Origin of the sequence: Brachybacterium sp. GCM10030267 (assembly GCF_042666875.1) — a bacterium.
Taxonomy (GTDB): domain Bacteria; phylum Actinomycetota; class Actinomycetes; order Actinomycetales; family Dermabacteraceae; genus Brachybacterium.
Genome location: NZ_JBHTCX010000009.1, coordinates 1 through 18,184, shown reverse-complemented (window position 1 = coordinate 18,184; position 18,184 = coordinate 1). Strand labels below are relative to the sequence as shown.

General features: G+C 70.0%; 17 protein-coding genes and 1 pseudogene. 11 read left to right on the top strand and 7 right to left on the bottom strand.

Features of this window, described 5'->3' with window-relative positions; genetic code table 11:
* The first annotated feature begins 40 nt into the window (after positions 1-40).
* Positions 41-1,540 carry an MDR family MFS transporter gene (locus tag ACFQS2_RS07755; protein WP_377793256.1) on the top strand — a complete coding sequence of 500 codons (1,500 nt, stop codon included), beginning with the start codon at positions 41-43 and terminating at the stop codon, positions 1,538-1,540.
* A 69-nt stretch (positions 1,541-1,609) separates the two neighbouring features.
* Here the strand turns inward: ACFQS2_RS07755 and ACFQS2_RS07750 are convergent.
* Positions 1,610-3,060 (bottom strand): annotated as a pseudogene (locus ACFQS2_RS07750) (BCCT family transporter).
* Between the two features lie 107 nt (positions 3,061-3,167).
* Positions 3,168-4,163, bottom strand: a complete 996-nt coding sequence (locus ACFQS2_RS07745; RefSeq protein WP_377793255.1) for a helix-turn-helix transcriptional regulator — start codon at positions 4,161-4,163, stop codon at positions 3,168-3,170.
* A gap of 62 nt (positions 4,164-4,225) precedes the next feature.
* On the opposite strand from ACFQS2_RS07745, the gene ACFQS2_RS07740 reads away from it, so the two are divergent.
* Positions 4,226-6,463: an ATP-binding cassette domain-containing protein gene (locus tag ACFQS2_RS07740; protein WP_377793254.1), complete on the top strand. Its 2,238-nt coding sequence runs from the start codon at positions 4,226-4,228 to the stop codon at positions 6,461-6,463.
* Positions 6,464-6,470: 7 nt separating this feature from the next.
* Here the strand turns inward: ACFQS2_RS07740 and ACFQS2_RS07735 are convergent, their stop codons facing one another.
* A complete protein-coding gene (locus ACFQS2_RS07735) occupies positions 6,471-6,953 on the bottom strand; it encodes a MarR family winged helix-turn-helix transcriptional regulator (protein WP_377793253.1) in 483 nt (160 codons plus the stop codon).
* Between the two features lie 142 nt (positions 6,954-7,095).
* Between ACFQS2_RS07735 and ACFQS2_RS07730 the strand changes: the two genes are divergently transcribed.
* The 6 genes from ACFQS2_RS07730 to arfB all read left to right on the top strand — a co-directional run bounded on the left by ACFQS2_RS07730 (position 7,096) and on the right by arfB (position 11,447).
* Complete coding sequence (locus tag ACFQS2_RS07730) at positions 7,096-8,292, top strand: alkene reductase (protein WP_377793252.1); 1,197 nt, start codon at positions 7,096-7,098, stop codon at positions 8,290-8,292.
* Positions 8,265-8,558 carry a DUF1905 domain-containing protein gene (locus tag ACFQS2_RS07725; protein ID WP_377793251.1) on the top strand — a complete coding sequence of 98 codons (294 nt, stop codon included), beginning with the start codon at positions 8,265-8,267 and terminating at the stop codon, positions 8,556-8,558. Before ACFQS2_RS07730 ends, ACFQS2_RS07725 begins: the two co-directional genes overlap by 28 nt.
* A gap of 122 nt (positions 8,559-8,680) precedes the next feature.
* Positions 8,681-9,505, top strand: coding sequence for a DUF3152 domain-containing protein (locus ACFQS2_RS07720; RefSeq protein ID WP_377793250.1), 825 nt, complete (start codon positions 8,681-8,683; stop codon positions 9,503-9,505).
* A 141-nt stretch (positions 9,506-9,646) separates the two neighbouring features.
* Positions 9,647-10,222 carry a 1-acyl-sn-glycerol-3-phosphate acyltransferase gene (locus ACFQS2_RS07715; protein WP_377793249.1) on the top strand — a complete coding sequence of 192 codons (576 nt, stop codon included), beginning with the start codon at positions 9,647-9,649 and terminating at the stop codon, positions 10,220-10,222.
* A gap of 62 nt (positions 10,223-10,284) precedes the next feature.
* A complete protein-coding gene (locus ACFQS2_RS07710) occupies positions 10,285-10,968 on the top strand; it encodes a hypothetical protein (RefSeq protein ID WP_377793248.1) in 684 nt (227 codons plus the stop codon).
* 38 nt (positions 10,969-11,006) lie between these two features.
* Positions 11,007-11,447, top strand: a complete 441-nt coding sequence (arfB, locus tag ACFQS2_RS07705) for an alternative ribosome rescue aminoacyl-tRNA hydrolase ArfB (RefSeq protein WP_377793247.1) — start codon at positions 11,007-11,009, stop codon at positions 11,445-11,447.
* 113 nt (positions 11,448-11,560) lie between these two features.
* Here arfB and ACFQS2_RS07700 read toward each other — a convergent pair whose 3' ends face one another.
* Complete coding sequence (locus ACFQS2_RS07700) at positions 11,561-12,568, bottom strand: helix-turn-helix transcriptional regulator (RefSeq protein ID WP_377019438.1); 1,008 nt, start codon at positions 12,566-12,568, stop codon at positions 11,561-11,563.
* A gap of 101 nt (positions 12,569-12,669) precedes the next feature.
* On the opposite strand from ACFQS2_RS07700, the gene ACFQS2_RS07695 reads away from it, so the two are divergent.
* A complete protein-coding gene (locus ACFQS2_RS07695; RefSeq protein WP_377019439.1) occupies positions 12,670-13,065 on the top strand; it encodes a VOC family protein in 396 nt (131 codons plus the stop codon).
* Between the two features lie 73 nt (positions 13,066-13,138).
* Here the strand turns inward: ACFQS2_RS07695 and ACFQS2_RS07690 are convergent, their stop codons facing one another.
* Entirely contained in the window at positions 13,139-13,618 is a 480-nt protein-coding gene (locus ACFQS2_RS07690; protein WP_377019440.1) for a GAF domain-containing protein, read from the bottom strand.
* A gap of 326 nt (positions 13,619-13,944) precedes the next feature.
* On the opposite strand from ACFQS2_RS07690, the gene ACFQS2_RS07685 reads away from it, so the two are divergent.
* The gene (locus ACFQS2_RS07685) at positions 13,945-14,355 is read left to right on the top strand and encodes a hypothetical protein (RefSeq protein ID WP_377019442.1); all 411 of its coding nucleotides are present in this window, start codon (positions 13,945-13,947) and stop codon (positions 14,353-14,355) included.
* 65 nt (positions 14,356-14,420) lie between these two features.
* Here the strand turns inward: ACFQS2_RS07685 and ACFQS2_RS07680 are convergent, their stop codons facing one another.
* Together ACFQS2_RS07680 and ACFQS2_RS07675 are read right to left on the bottom strand one after the other, a co-directional pair.
* The gene (locus tag ACFQS2_RS07680; RefSeq protein WP_377019443.1) at positions 14,421-15,572 is read right to left on the bottom strand and encodes a low temperature requirement protein A; all 1,152 of its coding nucleotides are present in this window, start codon (positions 15,570-15,572) and stop codon (positions 14,421-14,423) included.
* A gap of 110 nt (positions 15,573-15,682) precedes the next feature.
* The gene (locus tag ACFQS2_RS07675) at positions 15,683-17,230 is read right to left on the bottom strand and encodes an MFS transporter (protein ID WP_377019445.1); all 1,548 of its coding nucleotides are present in this window, start codon (positions 17,228-17,230) and stop codon (positions 15,683-15,685) included.
* Positions 17,231-17,315: 85 nt separating this feature from the next.
* On the opposite strand from ACFQS2_RS07675, the gene ACFQS2_RS07670 reads away from it, so the two are divergent.
* Positions 17,316-18,008, top strand: coding sequence for a TetR/AcrR family transcriptional regulator (locus ACFQS2_RS07670; protein WP_377019446.1), 693 nt, complete (start codon positions 17,316-17,318; stop codon positions 18,006-18,008).
* The last annotated feature ends 176 nt before the right edge of the window (positions 18,009-18,184 follow it).

Below are 18,184 nucleotides of genomic sequence, written 5' to 3'. Positions count from 1 at the left end.
CGCACGAACCGACCGCACCAGACCTGGAGGAGACCTTCGCGTGACCACTGAGACAGAGAAGAGCAGCAGGCCGGCCCCGCCAGGGACGGGCACGGACACCGGATCCGCGACGCCGAGCACGGTCAACCGCAACGCCGTCCTGGCGGTGCTGGTCTCCGGCGCGTTCGTCGTCATCCTGAACCAGACGCTGCTGAATACCGCGCTACCGGCGTTCATGCGCGACTTCGGCATCACCGCGGTCTCCGCACAGTGGGTGACCACGACGTTCATGCTGGTCAACGGGATCATGATCCCGGTCACCGCGTTCCTGGTCCAGAAGTACACGACCCGCACCCTGTTCTTCGCCGCGATGGGCCTGTTCACCGTGGGCACCCTGCTGTGCGCCGTGGCGCCGGCCTTCGGCATCCTGCTGGTGGGTCGCGTGATCCAGGCGGCCGGCGGCGGCATCATCATGCCGCTGATGCAGAACATCCTGTTCGTCGTCTTCCCGATCGAGAAGCGCGGCACGGCGATGGGGACCTTCGGCCTGGTGATCGCCTTCGCCCCGGCGATCGGCCCGAGCCTGTCCGGCTGGATCGTCGATCATCTGCCCTGGCAGACCCTGTTCCTGATGATGCTGCCCATCGCCGTCATCGACATGATCGTCGCCCACTTCATCCTCAAGAACGTCACCGAGCGCACCTTCCCGACCCTCGACGTGCTCTCGGTCATCCTGTCCACGGTCGGATTCGGTGGACTGCTGTTCGGCCTCGGCAACGCCGGCAACACCAGCTGGACCAGCCCCGAGGCGATCGTGCCGCTGGCCGTCGGCGCCCTCGCCCTGGCGTGGTTCATCCGGCGCCAGCTGCGCCTGGACGAGCCGCTCCTCGAGTTCCGGGTGCTGCGCTACCGCATCTTCACCCTCGGCACCGCGCTGGGCATGATCGTGTTCATCGCGATGATCGGCGGCATGCTGCTGATCCCGCTGTTCATGCAGAACATGGCCGGGCACTCAGCGGTCTCCTCCGGCCTCGTGCTCCTGCCCGGCGCCGTCGTGATGGGACTGATGTCCCCGGTCACCGGGCGCATCTTCGACCGGTTCGGGGCGCAGTGGCTCGCCATCCCCGGCTTCTCGCTGGTTGCGGTCTCCACGTTCATGCTCGCCACGCTGACCCCGGAGACCACGTTCGCCTACATCGCGATCGTCAACAGCGTGCGCATGCTGGGCACGGCCATGGTGATCATGCCGGTCACCACGGCGGCACTGAACCAGCTCCCCCCGCACCTCATCCCGCACGGCACAGCACTGAACAACACGCTGCGACAGATCGCCGCCTCGGTGGGCACCGCAGTGCTGGTGACCGTGATGTCCGCGGCGGCGCGCGATCCCGAGAAGTACGGCATGGCCGGCGCGGTCCACGGCGTCAATGTCGCCTTCATCGTGGCCGGAGTGGTCGCCGCCCTCGGCATCGTCGGCGCATTCTTCCTCCGGGATGCGCGCTCGCGCAGGTCCGAGGCCGGCCCGTCGTCCCCCGCGGAGGCGGAGCCCGCTGCGAGCTGAAGGCGGCCGAGCGCACCACAGCTGATCCGTCGGGCCCGTCGCGGGGCGGAGGGCCCGACGGCGCCGCGCTCACGAGCGCGACACTGCCCCCGGCTGCGATCCGTCGGGCCGCCTCCGGTCACGCCACAGCATCATGACCAGGGAGATCCCGAGGCCGAGCAGGATCAGCGTGAAGGGCACCGCGGCGATGACCGCGGCGCTGCGCAGATCGTCCTGCCCTCCGCTGAGCAGCAGCACCGCGGCGAAGGCCGCCCCGAACGACCACATCAGGCGCACCGGTCGCGGCGGCTTCAGCCCGCCCCCGGTGGTGGTGCTGCCGAGCATGAACGAGGCCGAGTCCGCTGAGGTGATGAACAGCAGCGCCAGGACCGGGACCAGCAGCGCGAGAACGAATCCCGTCAGCGGCAGCGTGTCGAACACCGCGAACGTTGCCACAGACTTCGCCTGCCCGGCGATGCCGGAGACCGAGACGGCGCCGCTGAGCTCCCGCTCGAGGGAGGTGCCTCCGAAGACCGAGAACCACACCACGCTGATCAGGCTGGGGGCCAGCACGACGCCGACGACGATGCCGCGGATGGTGCGACCCCGCGAGATGCGCGCGATGAACGTGCCGACGAACGGCGCCCATCCGATCCACCACGCCCAGAAGAAGTAGATCCACTCCCCCGTCCACGAGCTGCCCGCCCCGCCCTCGGTCGCCAGGCTCATCCCGCCGAACCCGCGCGCATAGTCCGCGACGCCGGTGCTCAGCGTCGACAGGATCGCGGCGGTGGGACCGCTGAGGAGCACGAGCACGAGGAGCACGCCGCACAGGCGGCGTTGGCGAGGCTCAGCCATCGGATCCCACGCCCGAGCCCTGTCATGGACGAGATGGTCGCGAACGTCATCAGTGCGGCGATGATCAGGATCTTCACCCCGTAGGAGTCGGCCACACCGAACCGGTCGGCGAGGCCGGCGTTGAGTTCACCGGTGCCGAGCCCCAGGGACGTGGCGACGCCGAACAGGATCGCGAGCACGGCGAGAGTGTCGATCACGTGCCCCGCCCAGCCGTCGGCGAGCCGCCCCAGCAGCGGGCGCAAGGCGGAGCTGACCAGCATGCCGCTGCCGCGGTTGAAGCCCGCGTACCCGATGGCGATCGCGACGGCCGCGTAGATTCCCCACGCGTGCGGGCCCCAGAACAGGAACGCGTAGCGCATCCCCGCGCGGGCGGCCTCCCTCGAGCCAGGCTCGGCGGTGCCGTGCGGCGGCTCGGCGAGGTGGATGAGCGGCTCGGCCGCTCCCCAGAACAGGAAGCTGAGCCCCACCCCCGCGCTGACGAGCATCGCGATCCAGGACACCGCGCCGAACTCCGGCTCCGCCTCCGGCCCGCCCAGCCGCACCCGCCCGACGGGCAGGAACGCGAGGACGACGACGAAGGTCAGCAGCAGCGTCACGGTCACCGGGTACACGGGCCCGAAGGTGCCGACCACGACCCCGCGAATCGCTGCCAGAGAGTCGGAGAGCGCGACCGGCAGCAGCATCCCGACGATCACGAAGGCGACCGACAGGGTCAGCGAGGCGTAGAAGACGGGCCCGAGGCGTCCTCGAGCCGTGGTATCGGGGTCCGATGCGCTCATCCTCGGGGAGTCTATTCCGGGCCGCGGAACCCGGGATGCCCCGTGTCCCGGAGCAGCGTGCCGGCGACGCGACGGATCTGCTCGGCCCAATCCCGAGGTTCATGGACCACGACGGGGCGGTCCAGGTGGCTGAGCTGGAGCAGCAGCCATCGCCAGCTCTCGCTGTGGAGCACCACGCGCGTGTATCCGTGCTGAGCGGAATGCAGCTCCAGGGCCTCGTAGGGCAGCGCTGCCGCGACCTCGGCAGGTGACGCCTCGACGGTCAGCACCACCCTGGTGCGGTCACGGTTGGCCCCTGCCTGCACCTGATCCAGCGCAGTACCGGTCGGGAGGGAGCGCGGCTCGAAGGTCTGCGTGCGCTGACGGAGCGCGCGGAGACGATCGAGGCGGAAGATGCGCCAGTCCTGCTTGTCCTGGTCCCAGGCCACGAGATACCAGCGCAGGAGATGGTGGACCTGCCGGTGCGGTTCGACGCGCCGACGACTCGGCGGCTCCGAGGCTCCGGCGTCACCCGCCCGCCGATACTCGAACTCGACCACGCGGCGGTCGCGGATAGCCGTCGCGAGGGCATAGATGTCAGCTATCCCGGCATCGACCGTCGGCAACGAATCGGCCTCCAGGCTCGTGCGCAGCGACGTCACCATCGGAGTCAGCCGGGAGGGCAGGATCTGCTCGAGCTTGCCATAGGCACGAGAGGCCGCCTCGCGGATGCTCCCCGGCTCGCCCGGACTGCCCGCGGAGGACGCCGCGAGACCGAGCAGGATCGCTACTGCCTCGTCGTCCTCCAGCATCACAGGCGGCATCGCCCGCCCTGCCGCGAGGCGATAGTGCCCACCGGGACCGGGGCGGGTTCGCACCGGGTACCCGTAACCGCGCAGCCGGTCCACGTCGCGCCGGACGGTGCGCTCGCTGACCCCCAGACTGCCGGCCAGGCCGGCGCAGGAGTACTCCCTGCCGGTCTGCAGCAGGGTCAGCAGGTCGAGCATCCGCCGGGTCACATCGGGCACGCCGCGATCCTCGCACGGAATGCGGCCAGGATCCGGCCGCATCTGGCTCTACCGTTGACCTCATGCGCGAGCACATGATCCGGATCCGGGATGCACGCACCAACAATCTCGACCACCTCGATCTGACCATCGGGCGTCATCAGCTGGTGGTGTTCGCCGGGATCTCCGGGTCCGGGAAATCGTCACTGGTCTTCGACACGATCGCCGCAGAAGCGGGCGCCGAACTGAACGAGACGTTCCCGCCGTTCGCCCGCAACCGCCTGCCGAAGTGGACCCGACCGGAGGTCGGCTCCATCGACGGACTGTCGCCGGTGATCGTCATCGACCAGCGACGCCTGGGCGGCAACGCTCGTTCCACGGTCGGGACCGTCACCGACACCTGGACATATCTGCGGCTGCTGTTCTCCCGACTGAGCACACCATTCGTCGGCGAGTCCAACTGCTTCTCCTTCAACGACCGCTCGGGCATGTGCCCGCGCTGCGATGGGCTGGGCGAGGTGCTCTCACCGGCGGTCGATCGCGTCCTCGATCTGGATCGCAGCCTCTCCGAGGGGGCGATCCGGCTGCCCGGTTTCGGCGAGGGCGGCTACTGGTACGCGCAGTATGCCGATATCGGCACGTTCGACGCGGAGGCGCCGCTGAGGGAATGGACGCAGCGCGAGCGCGACGCCCTGCTGTACGGCGGGCAGCATGCCGCCGCGCTCGGGACCAGGCCCCCGTCGGACTACGAGGGTGTCCTCGAGCGCTTCGAGCGCATCTACCTCCGCACCTCCGACGAGCCCTCCGAGCGCAAGCGCCGCACGATCGAGGAGTTCACACACGCAGCGACGTGCCCCGAGTGCGAGGGCGAACGACTGCACGAGGCGGCGCGCATCGCCACCGTCCGGGGACTCACGATCGGGCAGATGAGCCGCCTGGAGATCCCCGAGCTGCGCGACGTGCTCCGCGGGATCGATGCGCCCGGGGTCGGGTCCGCCGTGCAGGCGCTGCGTGAACGACTCCAGGCAATGATCACGGTGGGATTGGGCTATCTGCACCTCGCGCGCGCCACCACCACGCTCTCCGGCGGGGAGTCCCAGCGCATCAAGGCGGTCAAGCACCTGGGCTCGAGCCTGATCGAGATGCTCTACGTGGTCGACGAACCCACCGTCGGCCTGCATCCGAGCGACGTCGCCGACATGGCGGAACTGCTGCAGCAGCTGCGCGACCGGGGCAACACGGTGCTGGTGGTCGAGCACGATCCGGCACTGATGGCGATGGCCGACGAGATCGTCGAGATCGGGCCCGGTGCCGGCGAACAGGGCGGGCGGCTCGTGTTCCAGGGCAGCTTCGAGCAGCTGCGCGAGGCCGACACCCCCACAGGACATGCCCTGGCCGCTCAGCGGCCCACGGTGCAGACCCCGCGGGTACCTCGGGACTGGGTCCGCGTCGAGAGCGCCCGGCGGAACAACCTCCAGGATGTGACCGAGCGGATCCCCACCGGCGTCATGACGGTTCTGACCGGCGTGGCAGGATCGGGCAAGTCCAGCCTCGCGACCGAACTCGTCGACCAGCATCCGGCGATCGTCGTGGACCAACGCCCCGTGGCCGCGAACAGACGTTCCACGCCGATCACCTATACCGGCATCGCGACTGCGATCAGAAAGCTGTTCGCGCGTGAGACCGGAGCCCCGGAAGGCCTGTTCAGCGCGAACTCCACCGGCGGATGCCCCGAGTGCGACGGGCTCGGCGTGCTGTACACGGACCTCGCCTTCATGGACGGCCAGGAGACCGTGTGCCCGGCATGCCACGGCACCAGATTCACCGCTGAGGCGCTCTCGCACACTCTCGACGGGCTCACGATCTCCGACATCGAGCATCTGAGCATCACCGAGGCGCTCGAGCGTCTCCAGGACCGCTCCATCCGTTCGAAGCTGCAGCATCTTGATCGCGTGGGCCTGGGGTATCTGAGGCTAGGCCAGTCCCTGAACACCCTCTCCGGCGGCGAGGCACAGCGGGTGAAGATCGCCAAGGAGCTGCGGGATGCCGACGCCCCGAGCATCTACGTGCTCGATGAGCCGACGACGGGTCTGCATCTGCGGGACATCACCACGCTGCTGTCCGTCCTCGACGAGTTGATCGATCACGGCCACACCGTCGTGGTCATCGAGCACAACCTCGATGTCATCCGCCGGGCGGACTGGGTCATTGATCTGGGGCCGGGTCCCGGTCGCCATGGCGGGACGGTGCTGTTCACCGGCCCCGTGAGCGGCCTGCCGGAGACGGCGACCGGGAGGGCGCTGCGGGAAGCGGACAGCTGAGCGGGTCCTAGCGAGATCGCTTCGAACGCGCCTCGGTACTGGCCCGCATGTGTTCGCGCACCCGGGGCAGCACCGCGTCGAGGGCCTCGAGCTCCTCGGGGCTCAGCTCGTCGAGGAACAGTTCGCGCGCGATCGCGATATGGCCGGGCATCACCGTCGCCACCGCGTCGCGCCCCGCCTCGGTGATCTGCACCAGCGTCGACCGCTGGTCCCTCGGGTGCGGAGACCGCGCGATCAACCCGGACTTCTCCAGCAGCCCCGCCTGGTGGGTGAGACCGCTGCGGCTGTGGACGAGCTGATCGGCCAGCGCCGTCATCGTCATCTCTCCCCCGGCATCGACCAGGGTCGCGAGCATCTCGAACTGCACGTACCCCAGCCCGGCATCGACCTTGAGCTGCTGCTCGACCTGGTAGCGCAGCAGGGTCGCGGACTCCATCAGGGCGAAGTACACCCCGAGCTCGCGGGGGGAGATCTGTCGGTCCTCAGCCATCAGCCCATTGTCCTCGAACGTCGCTGTCGCTGCTCGACACCATGCCCATTGCTTCGATCTCGAAGCACTGCTATGGTCATATTACTTCGATGTCGAAGCATTGGCTTGCGCGACACGTCGCCCGACCGAGAGGAACTCCCTGATGTCCATCGCTTTCGAACCACTCACCCTGGGATCTATCGAGCTTCACAGCCGCATCGCCATGTCCCCCATGACTCGCAGCCGCGCCTACGGGCCCGGCGCCACCGTCACGTCCCTGAACGCCGAGTACTACCGCCAGCGGGCCTCCGCAGGAATGATCGTCACCGAGGGCATCCAGCCCTCGGAGGTGGGCCAGGGATACCCGGACACCCCGGGACTGCACACCGTCGAGCAGGTCGAGGCATGGAAATCGGTCACGTCGGCCGTGCACGCCGAGGGCGGGCGCATCGTCGCCCAGCTCATGCACACCGGCCGCATCGGCCATCCGCTGCTGACCCCCGGCCGCCTGCAGCCGGTCGCGCCGTCGGCCGTGCGGGCCGAGGGATACGTCCACACCAGCGAGGGGAAGAAGGACCTCGCCGCGCCCCGTGAGCTGAGCGAGGAGGAGATCGAGCAGACGATTGGCGACTTCGTGCGGGCGGCGCGTCACGCGGTGGACGCCGGCTTCGACGGGGTCGAACTGCACGGCGCCAACGGGTACCTGATCCACCAGTTCCTCGCGCCGAACACCAATCGGCGTCAGGACCGCTGGGGCGGCTCCCTGGAGGGCCGCACCCGCTTCGGCCTGCTCGTGGCCCGCGAGGTCGCCGGCGAGATCGGCGCAGACCGCGTCGGCTTCCGCATCTCCCCCGGCAATCCGCTGAACGGGATCGAGGAGACCGATGTCGAGGACGTGCGCCGCGTCTACGAGCACCTCGTACGCGGCCTCGCCGACCTGGATCTGGCGTACCTGCACCTGCTCGAGGATCGCCAGCGGGCCTTCACCCACCAAGTCAGGTCGCTGTGGCCGTCGACGCTCGTGCTGAACCCGTTCACGGGGGCGGAGCCCACGGGTCCGAAGCAGCTCGCGCTCCTCGAGGACGGCACGGCCGACGTCCTCACCTTCGGACGGATGTTCCTGGCGAACCCGGACCTGCCGGCCCGTCTGGCCGTCGGTGGACCGTTCAACGAGCCCCACCCCACGAGGTTCTACAGCGGGGACGAGCGCGGATACACCGATTATCCGGCGCTCGCCGGCTCCGCCGCAGCGGTCGNGCCACGTGTCGTCCCGCATGGCACGGCGCGACCCCACCGGTGCGGTGGGGTCGCGCCGCCGCTACTCTCAGAGCCATGGAGTGGGAGTTCACGGCAGAGCTGATCCCGTGGCGGGGCCCGGCCCCGTACGTCTTCGCGCCCTTGCCGGCAGACATCTCTCACGACGTGAGAGACGCCGCTCGTGGGTTCATGTACTGGGGTCAGGTCCCCGTCGTCGCCACGATCGGGGACACCGAGTTCGATACCGCGATGTGGCCCAAGGACGGGCGGTTCCTGCTGCCCATCAAGGTCGCGGTCCAGCGTGCCGAACAGATCGATGTCGGCGATGCCATCACCGCCACGGTGTTGCTGCGCGAGGAGAGGGCCTGACTGCGGCGTCCCGACGGGCGCCGGTCCCGGCTCTCCATCAGGTCGATCACAGAGTTCGGCAGTTGTCGTTCCCGGTGTGGCGTGCCTGCCTGTTCGCTCGGACGAGCCCGTATCGTTGATGCGTGCCCAGGACATCAACGGCCCGTTCCCGGATCGTCCTCACCCGGCGCGGGCGCCTGCTCCGGTCGGGGATCGTCGCCGCCGCGGGGCTGGTCACGGGCGTGGCGCTGGTCCTCAGCATCACGCCGTTCGCCCCGCCGGAGAACTCCTCGCCGGCACCGGGCCCGAGTGACCAGAGCCCCGCGGCCCCCAGCGAGACCGAGACCCCGTCGGCCGTCGCCGAGGCCGCAACGCCGACGTCGACGTCGACCGACGAACCGGACGCGCGGGACGAGGAGATCGTGCAGTCCGGCACCGTCGGCGACGGCACCTGGACCACGGCGCAACCGGTCACCAGCGCCGAGCCGACATCGGAGACGGTCCACACCTATGCGCTGCGCGTCGAGAACGGGATCGGTATCGACGCCGAGGAGACGGCACGAACGATCGCGGAGATCCTCGGGGACGACCGCGGCTGGCAGAGCACCGAGGACGTCCACTTCCAGCAGATCTCCGACCCCGGCCAGGCGGACTTCACGATCTCCCTCGCCTCGCCGCCCACGGTCGATCAGATGTGCCTGCCGGCGAGGACCAACGGGCTCTGGAGCTGCCGGATCGGTGAGGATGTCGCGCTGAACTCGGATCGCTGGACGCACATGACGCCGACGTACGACGACCTCGATGAGTATCGCGCGTACCTGGTCAATCACGAAGTGGGGCATTTCCTCGGCCATCAGCACGTCTCGTGCGGCGGGGACGGACTCGCGGCGCCGGTGATGCTGCAGCAGAGCATCGACCTCCAGGGCTGTCGACCCAATGCCTGGCCGACGGCGGATGGAGAGGCCTGACGCCGCTGCTCCGTCGCTGTCAGCCTCGCCGAACGGCTCCTCCCGGTCCTGCCTCTCCCGGTCCGGCTCCTCCCGGTCCTGCCCCTGCCTCACAGAGGGCCCCGTGCCGGGATCCTCACCCCCGTGCTCTAGATTGAGCGCATGCTCCGCCACCTCGCCGCCCGCGCGTTCTGGTCGATCAGCCGCTGGAGGTTGGTGACCGAGCCCAAGCCTGATCGTCCCACCGTGCTGGTCGGCGCCCCGCACACCTCCAACTGGGACTTCGTGTTCATGCTCGCCATCGCCTGGCGGCTCGGGATCCGGCTGCACTGGCTGGGCAAACACAGCCTGTTCACCACCTGGCGGGGCCCGATCATGCGCGCACTCGGCGGGATCCCGGTGGATCGCGAGGATGCCGGTCGGGTGGTCGACGACGTGGTTCGGCGTTCACGTGCGGGCGAGACCTTCGGCCTGGTCGTCACCCCCGACGGCACCCGCGGAGAGCACACGCATTGGAAGTCCGGCTTCTACCGCATCGCCCGCGGGGCCGGAATTCCGGTCACTCTCGGATTCGTCGACCGCACCACGATGACCACCGGACTCGGACCGACGTTCGAGCTGACCGGCAACGTCGCCGAGGACATGGATCGCATCCGCGCCTTCTACGCCGACAAGGCCGGCCACTCCCCCGAGCGACGCGTCGAGCCCCGGCTGCGCGAGGAGGACAGCCTGGACTAGGTTCCGTCGCCGCGCGGTTATTCGCTGTGCCGCGGCGGCCCCGGGCCGCTATGGTCACCGCCATGGACACCGCGGTGCGGGCCGCGACCGGCGCGGTCACGCTCGACTCCACGCACACCGATGTGGAGCGGGCACTGCGCAGTGCCGGATGGGCGCGGTGCGGCGCCGGTGACTGGGCGATCGCGCTCGCCTCCCCGGACGGTGACGTCGTCGCGCGACTCAGCCCCTTCGATCCCGTCGGCCCCTATACGGCGCGGCTGTACCGCGCGGCCGCCCCGACGGGGCGTGTACCGCAGCTGTTCGCGCACCGCCGGCTGGCCGGGGGCGGTGATCTCCAGCTGATGGAGCGCCTGAGCGCGGTGTCCGTCCCGGAGGCGCAGGAATTCTTGGCCCGTCTCGAGGCGCCCGAGCCGGAGCTCGCGGAGCTCGCGGCTCTGGTGGTCGAGATCCACCTCGAGGCCCGGCGCGATCTCCCATGGTGCGGCCCCCTCGATGAGAACCCGTCCAACATCATGCGCAATCGGACAGGGCGGCTCGTCCTGGCGGACCCCTACTACGCGGACGGACCGGATCTGTACGCCACCGCGGAGCGCGATCCCGATCTGCTGGTGGCCCGCATCCCCGAGACGGAGCGGCGCTTCCTGGTCGATATCCCGCTCACGGAGTCCGGCCCGTGGGCCGATGCCGATCGGCAGGCGCTGCGGGAGAAGCTGCGCCGCGCCGACGCGCGTGAGCGAGCACGCTGAGCTCTGCACATCCCCTCGCGACCGGGCACACTCGAGGCATGGACGATCTGTACGTGCCTCCGGGCCCCGGCGCGCCCCGCGGTCTACGGATCCCGGCGGCGGACCTGACCGAGCAGTTCTCCCGCTCCTCCGGGCCGGGCGGCCAGGGCGTGAACACCACAGATTCCCGCGTCCAGCTCAGCCTCGATCTCGCGACCACGACGGCGCTCAGCGATACCCAGCGCGAACGGGCCATGGACCGGCTCGCTGCGCGGCTCTCGGGAACGACGCTCACGATCAGCGCCGAGGAGAACCGCGCACAGCGCCGGAATCGCACCGCCGCCCGGGAACGCCTGGCTGCGCTCCTGCGCGAGTCCCTGGTCCCACCGGTGGCACGCCGATCGACACGGCCGACGAAGGGATCTCAGCGTCGCCGACTGGAAGGAAAACGCCGCCGCGCGCAGATCAAACGGAACCGCGGACGGCCCGGGACCGAGTGAGTTCTCGCCGGGCACGCACCGGCCCTGGGCCCCGCGACGGTGCACGAGAACCATGCCTGCCACCTCTCGTCGCGCTCACCGCTCTCCGCCGAGCTCATGACTCCGCGTCGCGCTCACTCCGCCTCGTCGCCGGCGGCGCGCAGCAGTCGGGCGGCCGCGACGCGCGCGAGGTCGCGCAGCTCCTCCGGCTCCTCGATGAGCACGGGGCATCCGAGCGCAGCGATCACCCCGGGCAGCCAATCCAGGTGCTGAGCCCGGATCTCGGCCCGGGACCACGGCTCATCCCCCGGATCGTTCTTCTCGTCATCCCCGTCGCACGGCTGGAGCTGGGCCACGGAGTCCGGGAGGTGTGCGCGGATGTGGTCGCGGGAGGCGCGGAGGCGGAGGCGCACCAGCCAGCGATAGTCCGCGGCGGCGAACCCGTCGACCAGGCGGCGTGCCGCATCGCGTGGTGAGGGCGCCACGAAGGTGCCCGGCACTGCGCGCGCCGTGCGGACGCGGTCGAGGCGGAACGTGCGCTCCTCGCCTCGGGCGACATCGAGGGCGACGAGGTACCAGCGCCCGGCGCGGGCGACGAGATCGTAAGGATGGACCGTGCGCAGCGAGGGTTCTCCGTCGGCGTTGCGGTAGCGCATCTGGAGCGGCTGGCGCTCGCTGATCGCGTCGGCGAGCGCCAGCAGGATGCTGCCGTCGGGAGCGTCGCCGTCAGCCCCCTCTCGCGGTGACGGGGCGTCGGCGAACACGGCGGTGGCCATCAGCTGGTCGAGCCGGCGCACCGACGCCGCGGGCAGGACGCGCCGGAACTTCGCCAGCGCGGTCTGGGCGTCGATGTCGGGTGCTCCGGTCGAGGACTGTGCCCGCAGGAGGCCGAGGATCACGGCGACGGCTTCGTCGTCATCGAGGATGACCGGCGGCATGCGGGAGCCAGCGGCCAGGCGATACCCGCCGTAGCGCCCCCGCACCGCGTCGATCTCGATGCCCATCTCCGCGAGGTGGGCGACATAGCGGCGCACCGTGCGCTCGTCGACCTCCAGAAGCTCGGCCAGCTCCCCGACAGTGCGTATCTGGGCGGACTGGAGCAGCTCGAGCAACCGGAGCATTCGCGCGGAAGGGCCTGGCATGCTCCAAGTCTCTCTCAATACCGGGCAATTTCTGACCGGAAGCTCCCATAGCGTCGAGACCACAGCCCGTGCCCGGGCCGCTCACGATCAGGAGTTCACTCATGCAGCTTGCCGCCACCCGCATCATCACCGACGACGTCGACCGTCTCGTGGCCTTCTACGAGCAGATCACCGAGGTCGCCGCGACCCGCCTCCATCCTCTGTTCGCCGAGCTGCGGACAGACACCGGCACTCTCGCCATCGCCAGCTCCCAGACCGCCCCGCTGCTGGCCGGTGCGGTCCGCGCCGGCGCGAATCACTCGGTCACCTTCGATCTCCTCGTCGCGGACGTGGAGGCGGCCTATGCCCGGTTGCAGGGCATCGTCGCGACGTTCGTGCAGGAGCCGACGACCATGCCGTGGGGCAACCGGTCCCTGCTGTTCCATGATCCCGACGGGAACCTGGTCAACGTTTTCTCGCCAGTGGGCACGCAGGCGCAGGAGCGTATCGGGCAGTGACCCGGTGCCCGTTCCCCACGCCCCCAGTCGCCGGTTACCTGTTGCGGCGGCTCGACGACCTGTGAGCCGGCGTCTACAGCGCAGCTGTCGCCTCGAAAGCCGCTGCCGACCGTATGCGCTGCCAGTTCCGGCCACCGCGGGCGAAGGTGGTGACGACGGCTGCGGGCACACTGCGGGGATCGATCGGCTCGTCACGCCAGTTGCACGCGCGCACGTGAACCAGATCGGCGGCCACGGCGGCCTGCCGCTCGTCGTACCGCCAGGGGCCGGCTATCGGCCCGAGCCAGTAGTGGCCCTCGGCATCGCGGGTCCACACGAAGGCACCCTCGGGTGCTTCCGCGAATCGCTCGAGGCGGCGCGCGAGCCGCTCGTCGTGCTCAGCGGCTGCAGCAGTGATCGCCTCGTCCAGCGAGCTGGGCGGACGCTGCAGGACTCCGCCCATGCCGCAGACTCCCTCGCGCAGGGCTCGCGCGACGCCCGACCCGTCCGGCACGTCATCGTCCCGGGAGCGCATGGGTGCGCGGAAAAGCGCGACCTCGCCGGAGCCCGCCATGCGCCCTCCCTCCTGGCCTGTGCTGCGGCATCGGACCATTCAAGCCCCGACGGTATAAGCCCGGAAGACAGACGGCCCAGAACTGGACGGCCGCCGCGTGAGCCGGCGTGCCCTGCTCACGCAGGTCCGATTACGCTGACGGCCGTGACCGACCTGCATCCGGACGAGGCCCCCGGCGCCCAGCCGGCCACTCGGTTCATCGCACGCATTCTGGCACGCGTCGAAAGCGAGAGGGCCTGAGGCCATGGAGATCGACAACCTGGAGCGGCGGGTCGATGACCTCCTGACCGTCGCACGCTCTCTCGTCACCCCGTGATGAGCACCGCGTGAACGACGTCGCGCTCCCTGTCGTGCTGACCCTGCCACTGCTGCTCGCTGCGATCGTCGCGGTCATCGGCGGGATCCGCGCCGAGCGGCGACGGGCTGGCCCGGCTGCCGTGCTCGTCTCCCACCCCGCGGCCGGTCGTGCCGGACGCCTGACGCGCGCGGGCCTGTATGCGCTGGCGGGTGCGGAGGCGCTGGTGATCGCCATCTCCGGCGGCGCGGCCGCGATCGGGACCCAGATGTGGCCGATGTTCATCATGACGGCGATCGGTGGGTACATCGCTCTGCATGCGGGGTGGGCAGCCGCGTGGACCTGGCGTCCGCGGGCGCGTCTGGCCGTCGGCGACGAGCGCCTGCGCGGCTTCTGGGACGGCCTGCTCCTCCCCGCCGAGCACTCGGACCCCGAGGCCTGAGCGCCGACGGCCGGACCCGCACACCCGCGCGGGCCCGATATCGGTGGAGCGCTGCGCCCCGCCGCTTACGCCGCCCGGGTCCGCGTCGTGTAGGCGGTGTGCGCGGCGAGCGCGCCCGTCACGGCCAGCACCGCAACGCTGAAGAGGACCACCGGCAGCTGTTCGGCCAAGGGCAGGGCGACGACGGTGATCGCCACCAGCACGGCCGCGGCGAGGAACCGCGACCGGGCGAGGCGCCCGAAACGGGACCGCAGGAACAGCAGGTTGCCGGCGAGGTAGACCAGCGGTCCCGCGGTCGTCACCAGCACGGCCCCTGATGTGAGGTGCTCGTGGGCGAGACGCAGCTCGATGGAGACCGCGACCAGAATCGCGCCGAGGACCATCAGGGCGTGCGCGTAGGCGTAGGCCGAGCGCAGGGCACCGGTGGAGGCGTCCCCGCCGCTGGTCTCGGGGCCGGCGAGCGCGAAGTAGTTCCACCACAGCACGAACAGGGAGGCGAACCCGACGAGCGCGCTGAGGGCCAGGCTCGCGGTGAAGTGACCGTGGTCGACGATGGTCCCGCCCATGAGCAGGATCGACTCGCCGAGGGCGATGATGAACACCAGGCGGTTGCGCTCGGCCAGATGCTCGGCGTCGGTGTCCCACAAGTGCATCGGGGCCGCTCCGACGCCGGGGATGCGGAACTGGGCCAGCGGTGCGGCATAGTCGATCAGAACCGCCACCAGCCACAGCAGGAGCCGCCACTCAGCCGGCAGGGCCGCTCCCGCGACCCAGAAGATGCCGGCCAGCAGGGTCCACAGCAGCAGCATGCGGTAGTTGGCCGCGAGCTGCTGGCCCCGGTGGGCGAGCATCATGAACACCGGGCGCAGGATGCCCATGAACAGATAGCAGCCGACGAACAGCCAGGCGCCGTCGCCGAATGCCGTGGGGATGGCGATGGACATGCCCAGCGCGCCGAGCATGAGCACCCCGGAGAACAGCTGCACGATCGTGCGGGTCGGGTCGAGCCAGTTCATGGCCCACGCCGTGTAGTTCCACCCCCACCACACGGCGGCGAAGACGACGACGGTCTCCGCCGCGCCTTCCCAGGAGAGATGCTCGATCAGCAGGTGGGAGAGCTGGATGATCGCGAAGACATAGACCAGGTCGAAGAACAGCTCGACCGGGCCGACCTCGGATCGGCGGTGCTCGGCGCGAGCCAGGGACGGGGCGTTCATGGCGGGGACCTCATCGATCACGGGGGCGGGCGACGGCTCATTATCCGGGCGGGCGGCGCAACCGTCGAACCGGCGCCGGATCGGACCACGCCCGAGCCGGCGCTGCCTGGTCACTCCGCGACGGGTGATGCCATGCGCCGGGGTGGTCCGCCGCGGTGCAGCAGCACCGGACAGACCACGGCGGCTCCCGCAAGAATCACGCCGCCCACGAGGGCGGCCACCGCGAGGCCGTCGACGAAGGATTCCCGTGCCTGCTCGGCGAGGTGACCGGCAGCGGTCGCCGGCAGATGCCCAGCCATCTCGAGCGCCGCGCCGAGGCTGGAGGTCACCACGTCCGCGGTGCCCGCCGGCACGTCGGCCGGGATCGCGTCGGTCAGTCGTGAGCGATAGATCGCTGTGCCGACGGATCCGAGCACGGCGATCCCCAGCGCGGCGCCGAGCTCTGCGGCGGTCTCGGTCAGCGCCGAGGCCGCCCCGGAGCGGCTCGGTGGGACGGACCCGACGACGACGTCCGTGGCCAGGGTCATCATCGGGGCGATCCCGGCCCCGATCAACGCCGAGGCGACGACGGCGAGAGGGAGTCCGTCGTCGGCCGGTACGCGACTGAAGGCGATCATGCCGGCCGCGGCCAGAGCGGCTCCGGCTCCGAACACGACCGGGTAGCCGACCCGTCGCACGAGCACCGAAGCGAGTACGGACATCGAAGCGACCCCGACCATGACGGGCAGGAGCGCCAGGCCCGCGGGCAGCGGCGAGAGGCCGACCACCAGCTGCAGATACTGCGCGTTGTAGAGCATGACGCCGACGAGGGAGAACATGGCCAGCCCGGCTCCGAGGACGGCGCCCGAGAATCGCGGGCCCCGGAACAGCGCCATGTCGACCAGCGGATCGCTCAACCGCCTCTGGCGCGCGATGAACACCGTGGCCGCGACCGCGGCGAAGGCTAGCGCACCGAGGACTGCGGACGAGACCCGCAGGTCTTCGGCGATGATCTTGATCGCCCACACGAACGGGATGATCCCGGCGAACGAGAGCATGACGCTGGCGAAGTCGAGCCGCGGAGATGCATGGTTGCGGTGCTCCGGGACCAGAACGCGGGCGGCGACCAGCAGGACGAGAATGACGGGGACGTTGATCAGGAAGACCGAGCCCCACCAGAACTCCTCAAGCAGGAACCCGCCGACGATCGGCCCGAGCGCGATGCCGGCGGACAGGCTCGCGGTCCAGATCCCGATGGCCCGGGTGCGCTCGGCCGGGTCGGTGAACAGGTTCCGGATCAGCGAGAGCGTGGAGGGCATCAGGGTGGCTCCGCCGATCCCCATCAGGGCGCGGGCGAGGATCAGCAGCTCGGGCGACGGCGAGAACGCCGCGAGGGCGGAGGCGAGTGCGAACACGGATGCGCCGATCATCAGCAGTCGCCGTCGGCCGATCCGATCCCCCAGGTTGCCCATGACGATCAGCAGCCCGGCGAGCAGGAAGCCGTAGGCGTCCAGGATCCACAGCGTCTGGCTCGAACTGGGCTGCAGCTCTCGCGTGATGGAGGGGATCGCGATGTGCAGGATCGTGATGTCCATCGAGGTGAGGATGACGGGCAGGGTCAGCACGGCCAGGGCGAGCCACCGGGAGCTGGACCCGACGGCCGAAGGTGGTGTGTTCATAGCGAAGTCCCTCCGTTGCGTATCTCGCACGCACTGTAGCGTACGAGATACGCACACGCTAGGCTCACCCTCGGAGGTGTCCTTGATGAGTCCCCGCGTCGGCCGCTCCGGCCCGCTCACGCGCGACAGGATCGTCACGGCGGCGATCGAGGTCGCCGATGAGCTCGGTCTGGAAGCCATGACGATGAAACGGGTCGCACTGCATCTCGGTGCGGGCGTGATGTCGCTGTACCGGCACGTCGCCGACAAGGACGAGCTGATCACCGCGATGGTCGAGGACGTCACCGCCGACACCTCCTATCGCGAGCGAGCCGCAGCGAACTGGCGGGAGGCGATGCACGCGCTGGCACGCCATGACCTGGACGCCTTCCTCCGCCACCCCTGGATGCTCACCGCGACGGCGACCCCCGCTCCCCCGTTCGGCCTCTCCTCCCTGACGACCATGGAGTGGGCACTGTCCGCTCTCGACGAGCTGGGGCTGCCCACGCTGTCGGCGGGACGGGCGATCCTGACGATCAACAACTACGTCCACGGCAGCGCCCGCGTCGCGCTCGGCGCCGCGCAGCACTCCCCGGATGACTCCGACCCCGCGTCGGACGACCCGGGTCGCAACTGGCAGCAGCGCCTGGCCGGCGTCGACCTCGACGCGCTTCCCCGCCTCCGGGCCCTCATCACCGATGAGCTTCCGCCGGATGAGCGGGACTGGTTCGCCGACGGCCTCGACGTCATCCTCGATGGCATCGCCGCCGGTGCGGATACTGCCGAGCGCCGAGCCTGAGGGGCGTCAGGTGTCGCCGGCCGCGAAGCATCCGGGTTTCCTCCATCAGACCTGAGTTGATGCATTTGCTTAGTGTCCCGGTTGCCCGGTGATCTGCTCGATGATCGTGGCGGCGTCCTCGGGGATCTGGGGCGGGATCAGTTGGGTGTGATCGCCGGCTTGCAGCAGCGCGGACT

Excerpts from the sequence above, each read along its gene's own strand:
- ACFQS2_RS07670 (WP_377019446.1), top strand. The coding sequence starts at position 17,316 with ATGAGTCCCCGCGTCGGCCGCTCCGGCCCGCTCACGCGCGACAGGATC.
- ACFQS2_RS07695 (WP_377019439.1), top strand. The coding sequence starts at position 12,670 with ATGCAGCTTGCCGCCACCCGCATCATCACCGACGACGTCGACCGTCTC.
- ACFQS2_RS07735 (WP_377793253.1), bottom strand. The coding sequence starts at position 6,953 with ATGGCTGAGGACCGACAGATCTCCCCCCGCGAGCTCGGGGTGTACTTC.
- ACFQS2_RS07725 (WP_377793251.1), top strand. The coding sequence starts at position 8,265 with ATGGAGTGGGAGTTCACGGCAGAGCTGATCCCGTGGCGGGGCCCGGCC.
- ACFQS2_RS07740 (WP_377793254.1), top strand. The coding sequence starts at position 4,226 with ATGCGCGAGCACATGATCCGGATCCGGGATGCACGCACCAACAATCTC.
- ACFQS2_RS07715 (WP_377793249.1), top strand. The coding sequence starts at position 9,647 with ATGCTCCGCCACCTCGCCGCCCGCGCGTTCTGGTCGATCAGCCGCTGG.
- arfB (WP_377793247.1), top strand. The coding sequence starts at position 11,007 with ATGGACGATCTGTACGTGCCTCCGGGCCCCGGCGCGCCCCGCGGTCTA.
- ACFQS2_RS07700 (WP_377019438.1), bottom strand. The coding sequence starts at position 12,568 with ATGCCAGGCCCTTCCGCGCGAATGCTCCGGTTGCTCGAGCTGCTCCAG.
- ACFQS2_RS07680 (WP_377019443.1), bottom strand. The coding sequence starts at position 15,572 with ATGAACGCCCCGTCCCTGGCTCGCGCCGAGCACCGCCGATCCGAGGTC.
- ACFQS2_RS07675 (WP_377019445.1), bottom strand. The coding sequence starts at position 17,230 with ATGAACACACCACCTTCGGCCGTCGGGTCCAGCTCCCGGTGGCTCGCC.
- ACFQS2_RS07690 (WP_377019440.1), bottom strand. The coding sequence starts at position 13,618 with ATGGCGGGCTCCGGCGAGGTCGCGCTTTTCCGCGCACCCATGCGCTCC.
- ACFQS2_RS07710 (WP_377793248.1), top strand. The coding sequence starts at position 10,285 with ATGGACACCGCGGTGCGGGCCGCGACCGGCGCGGTCACGCTCGACTCC.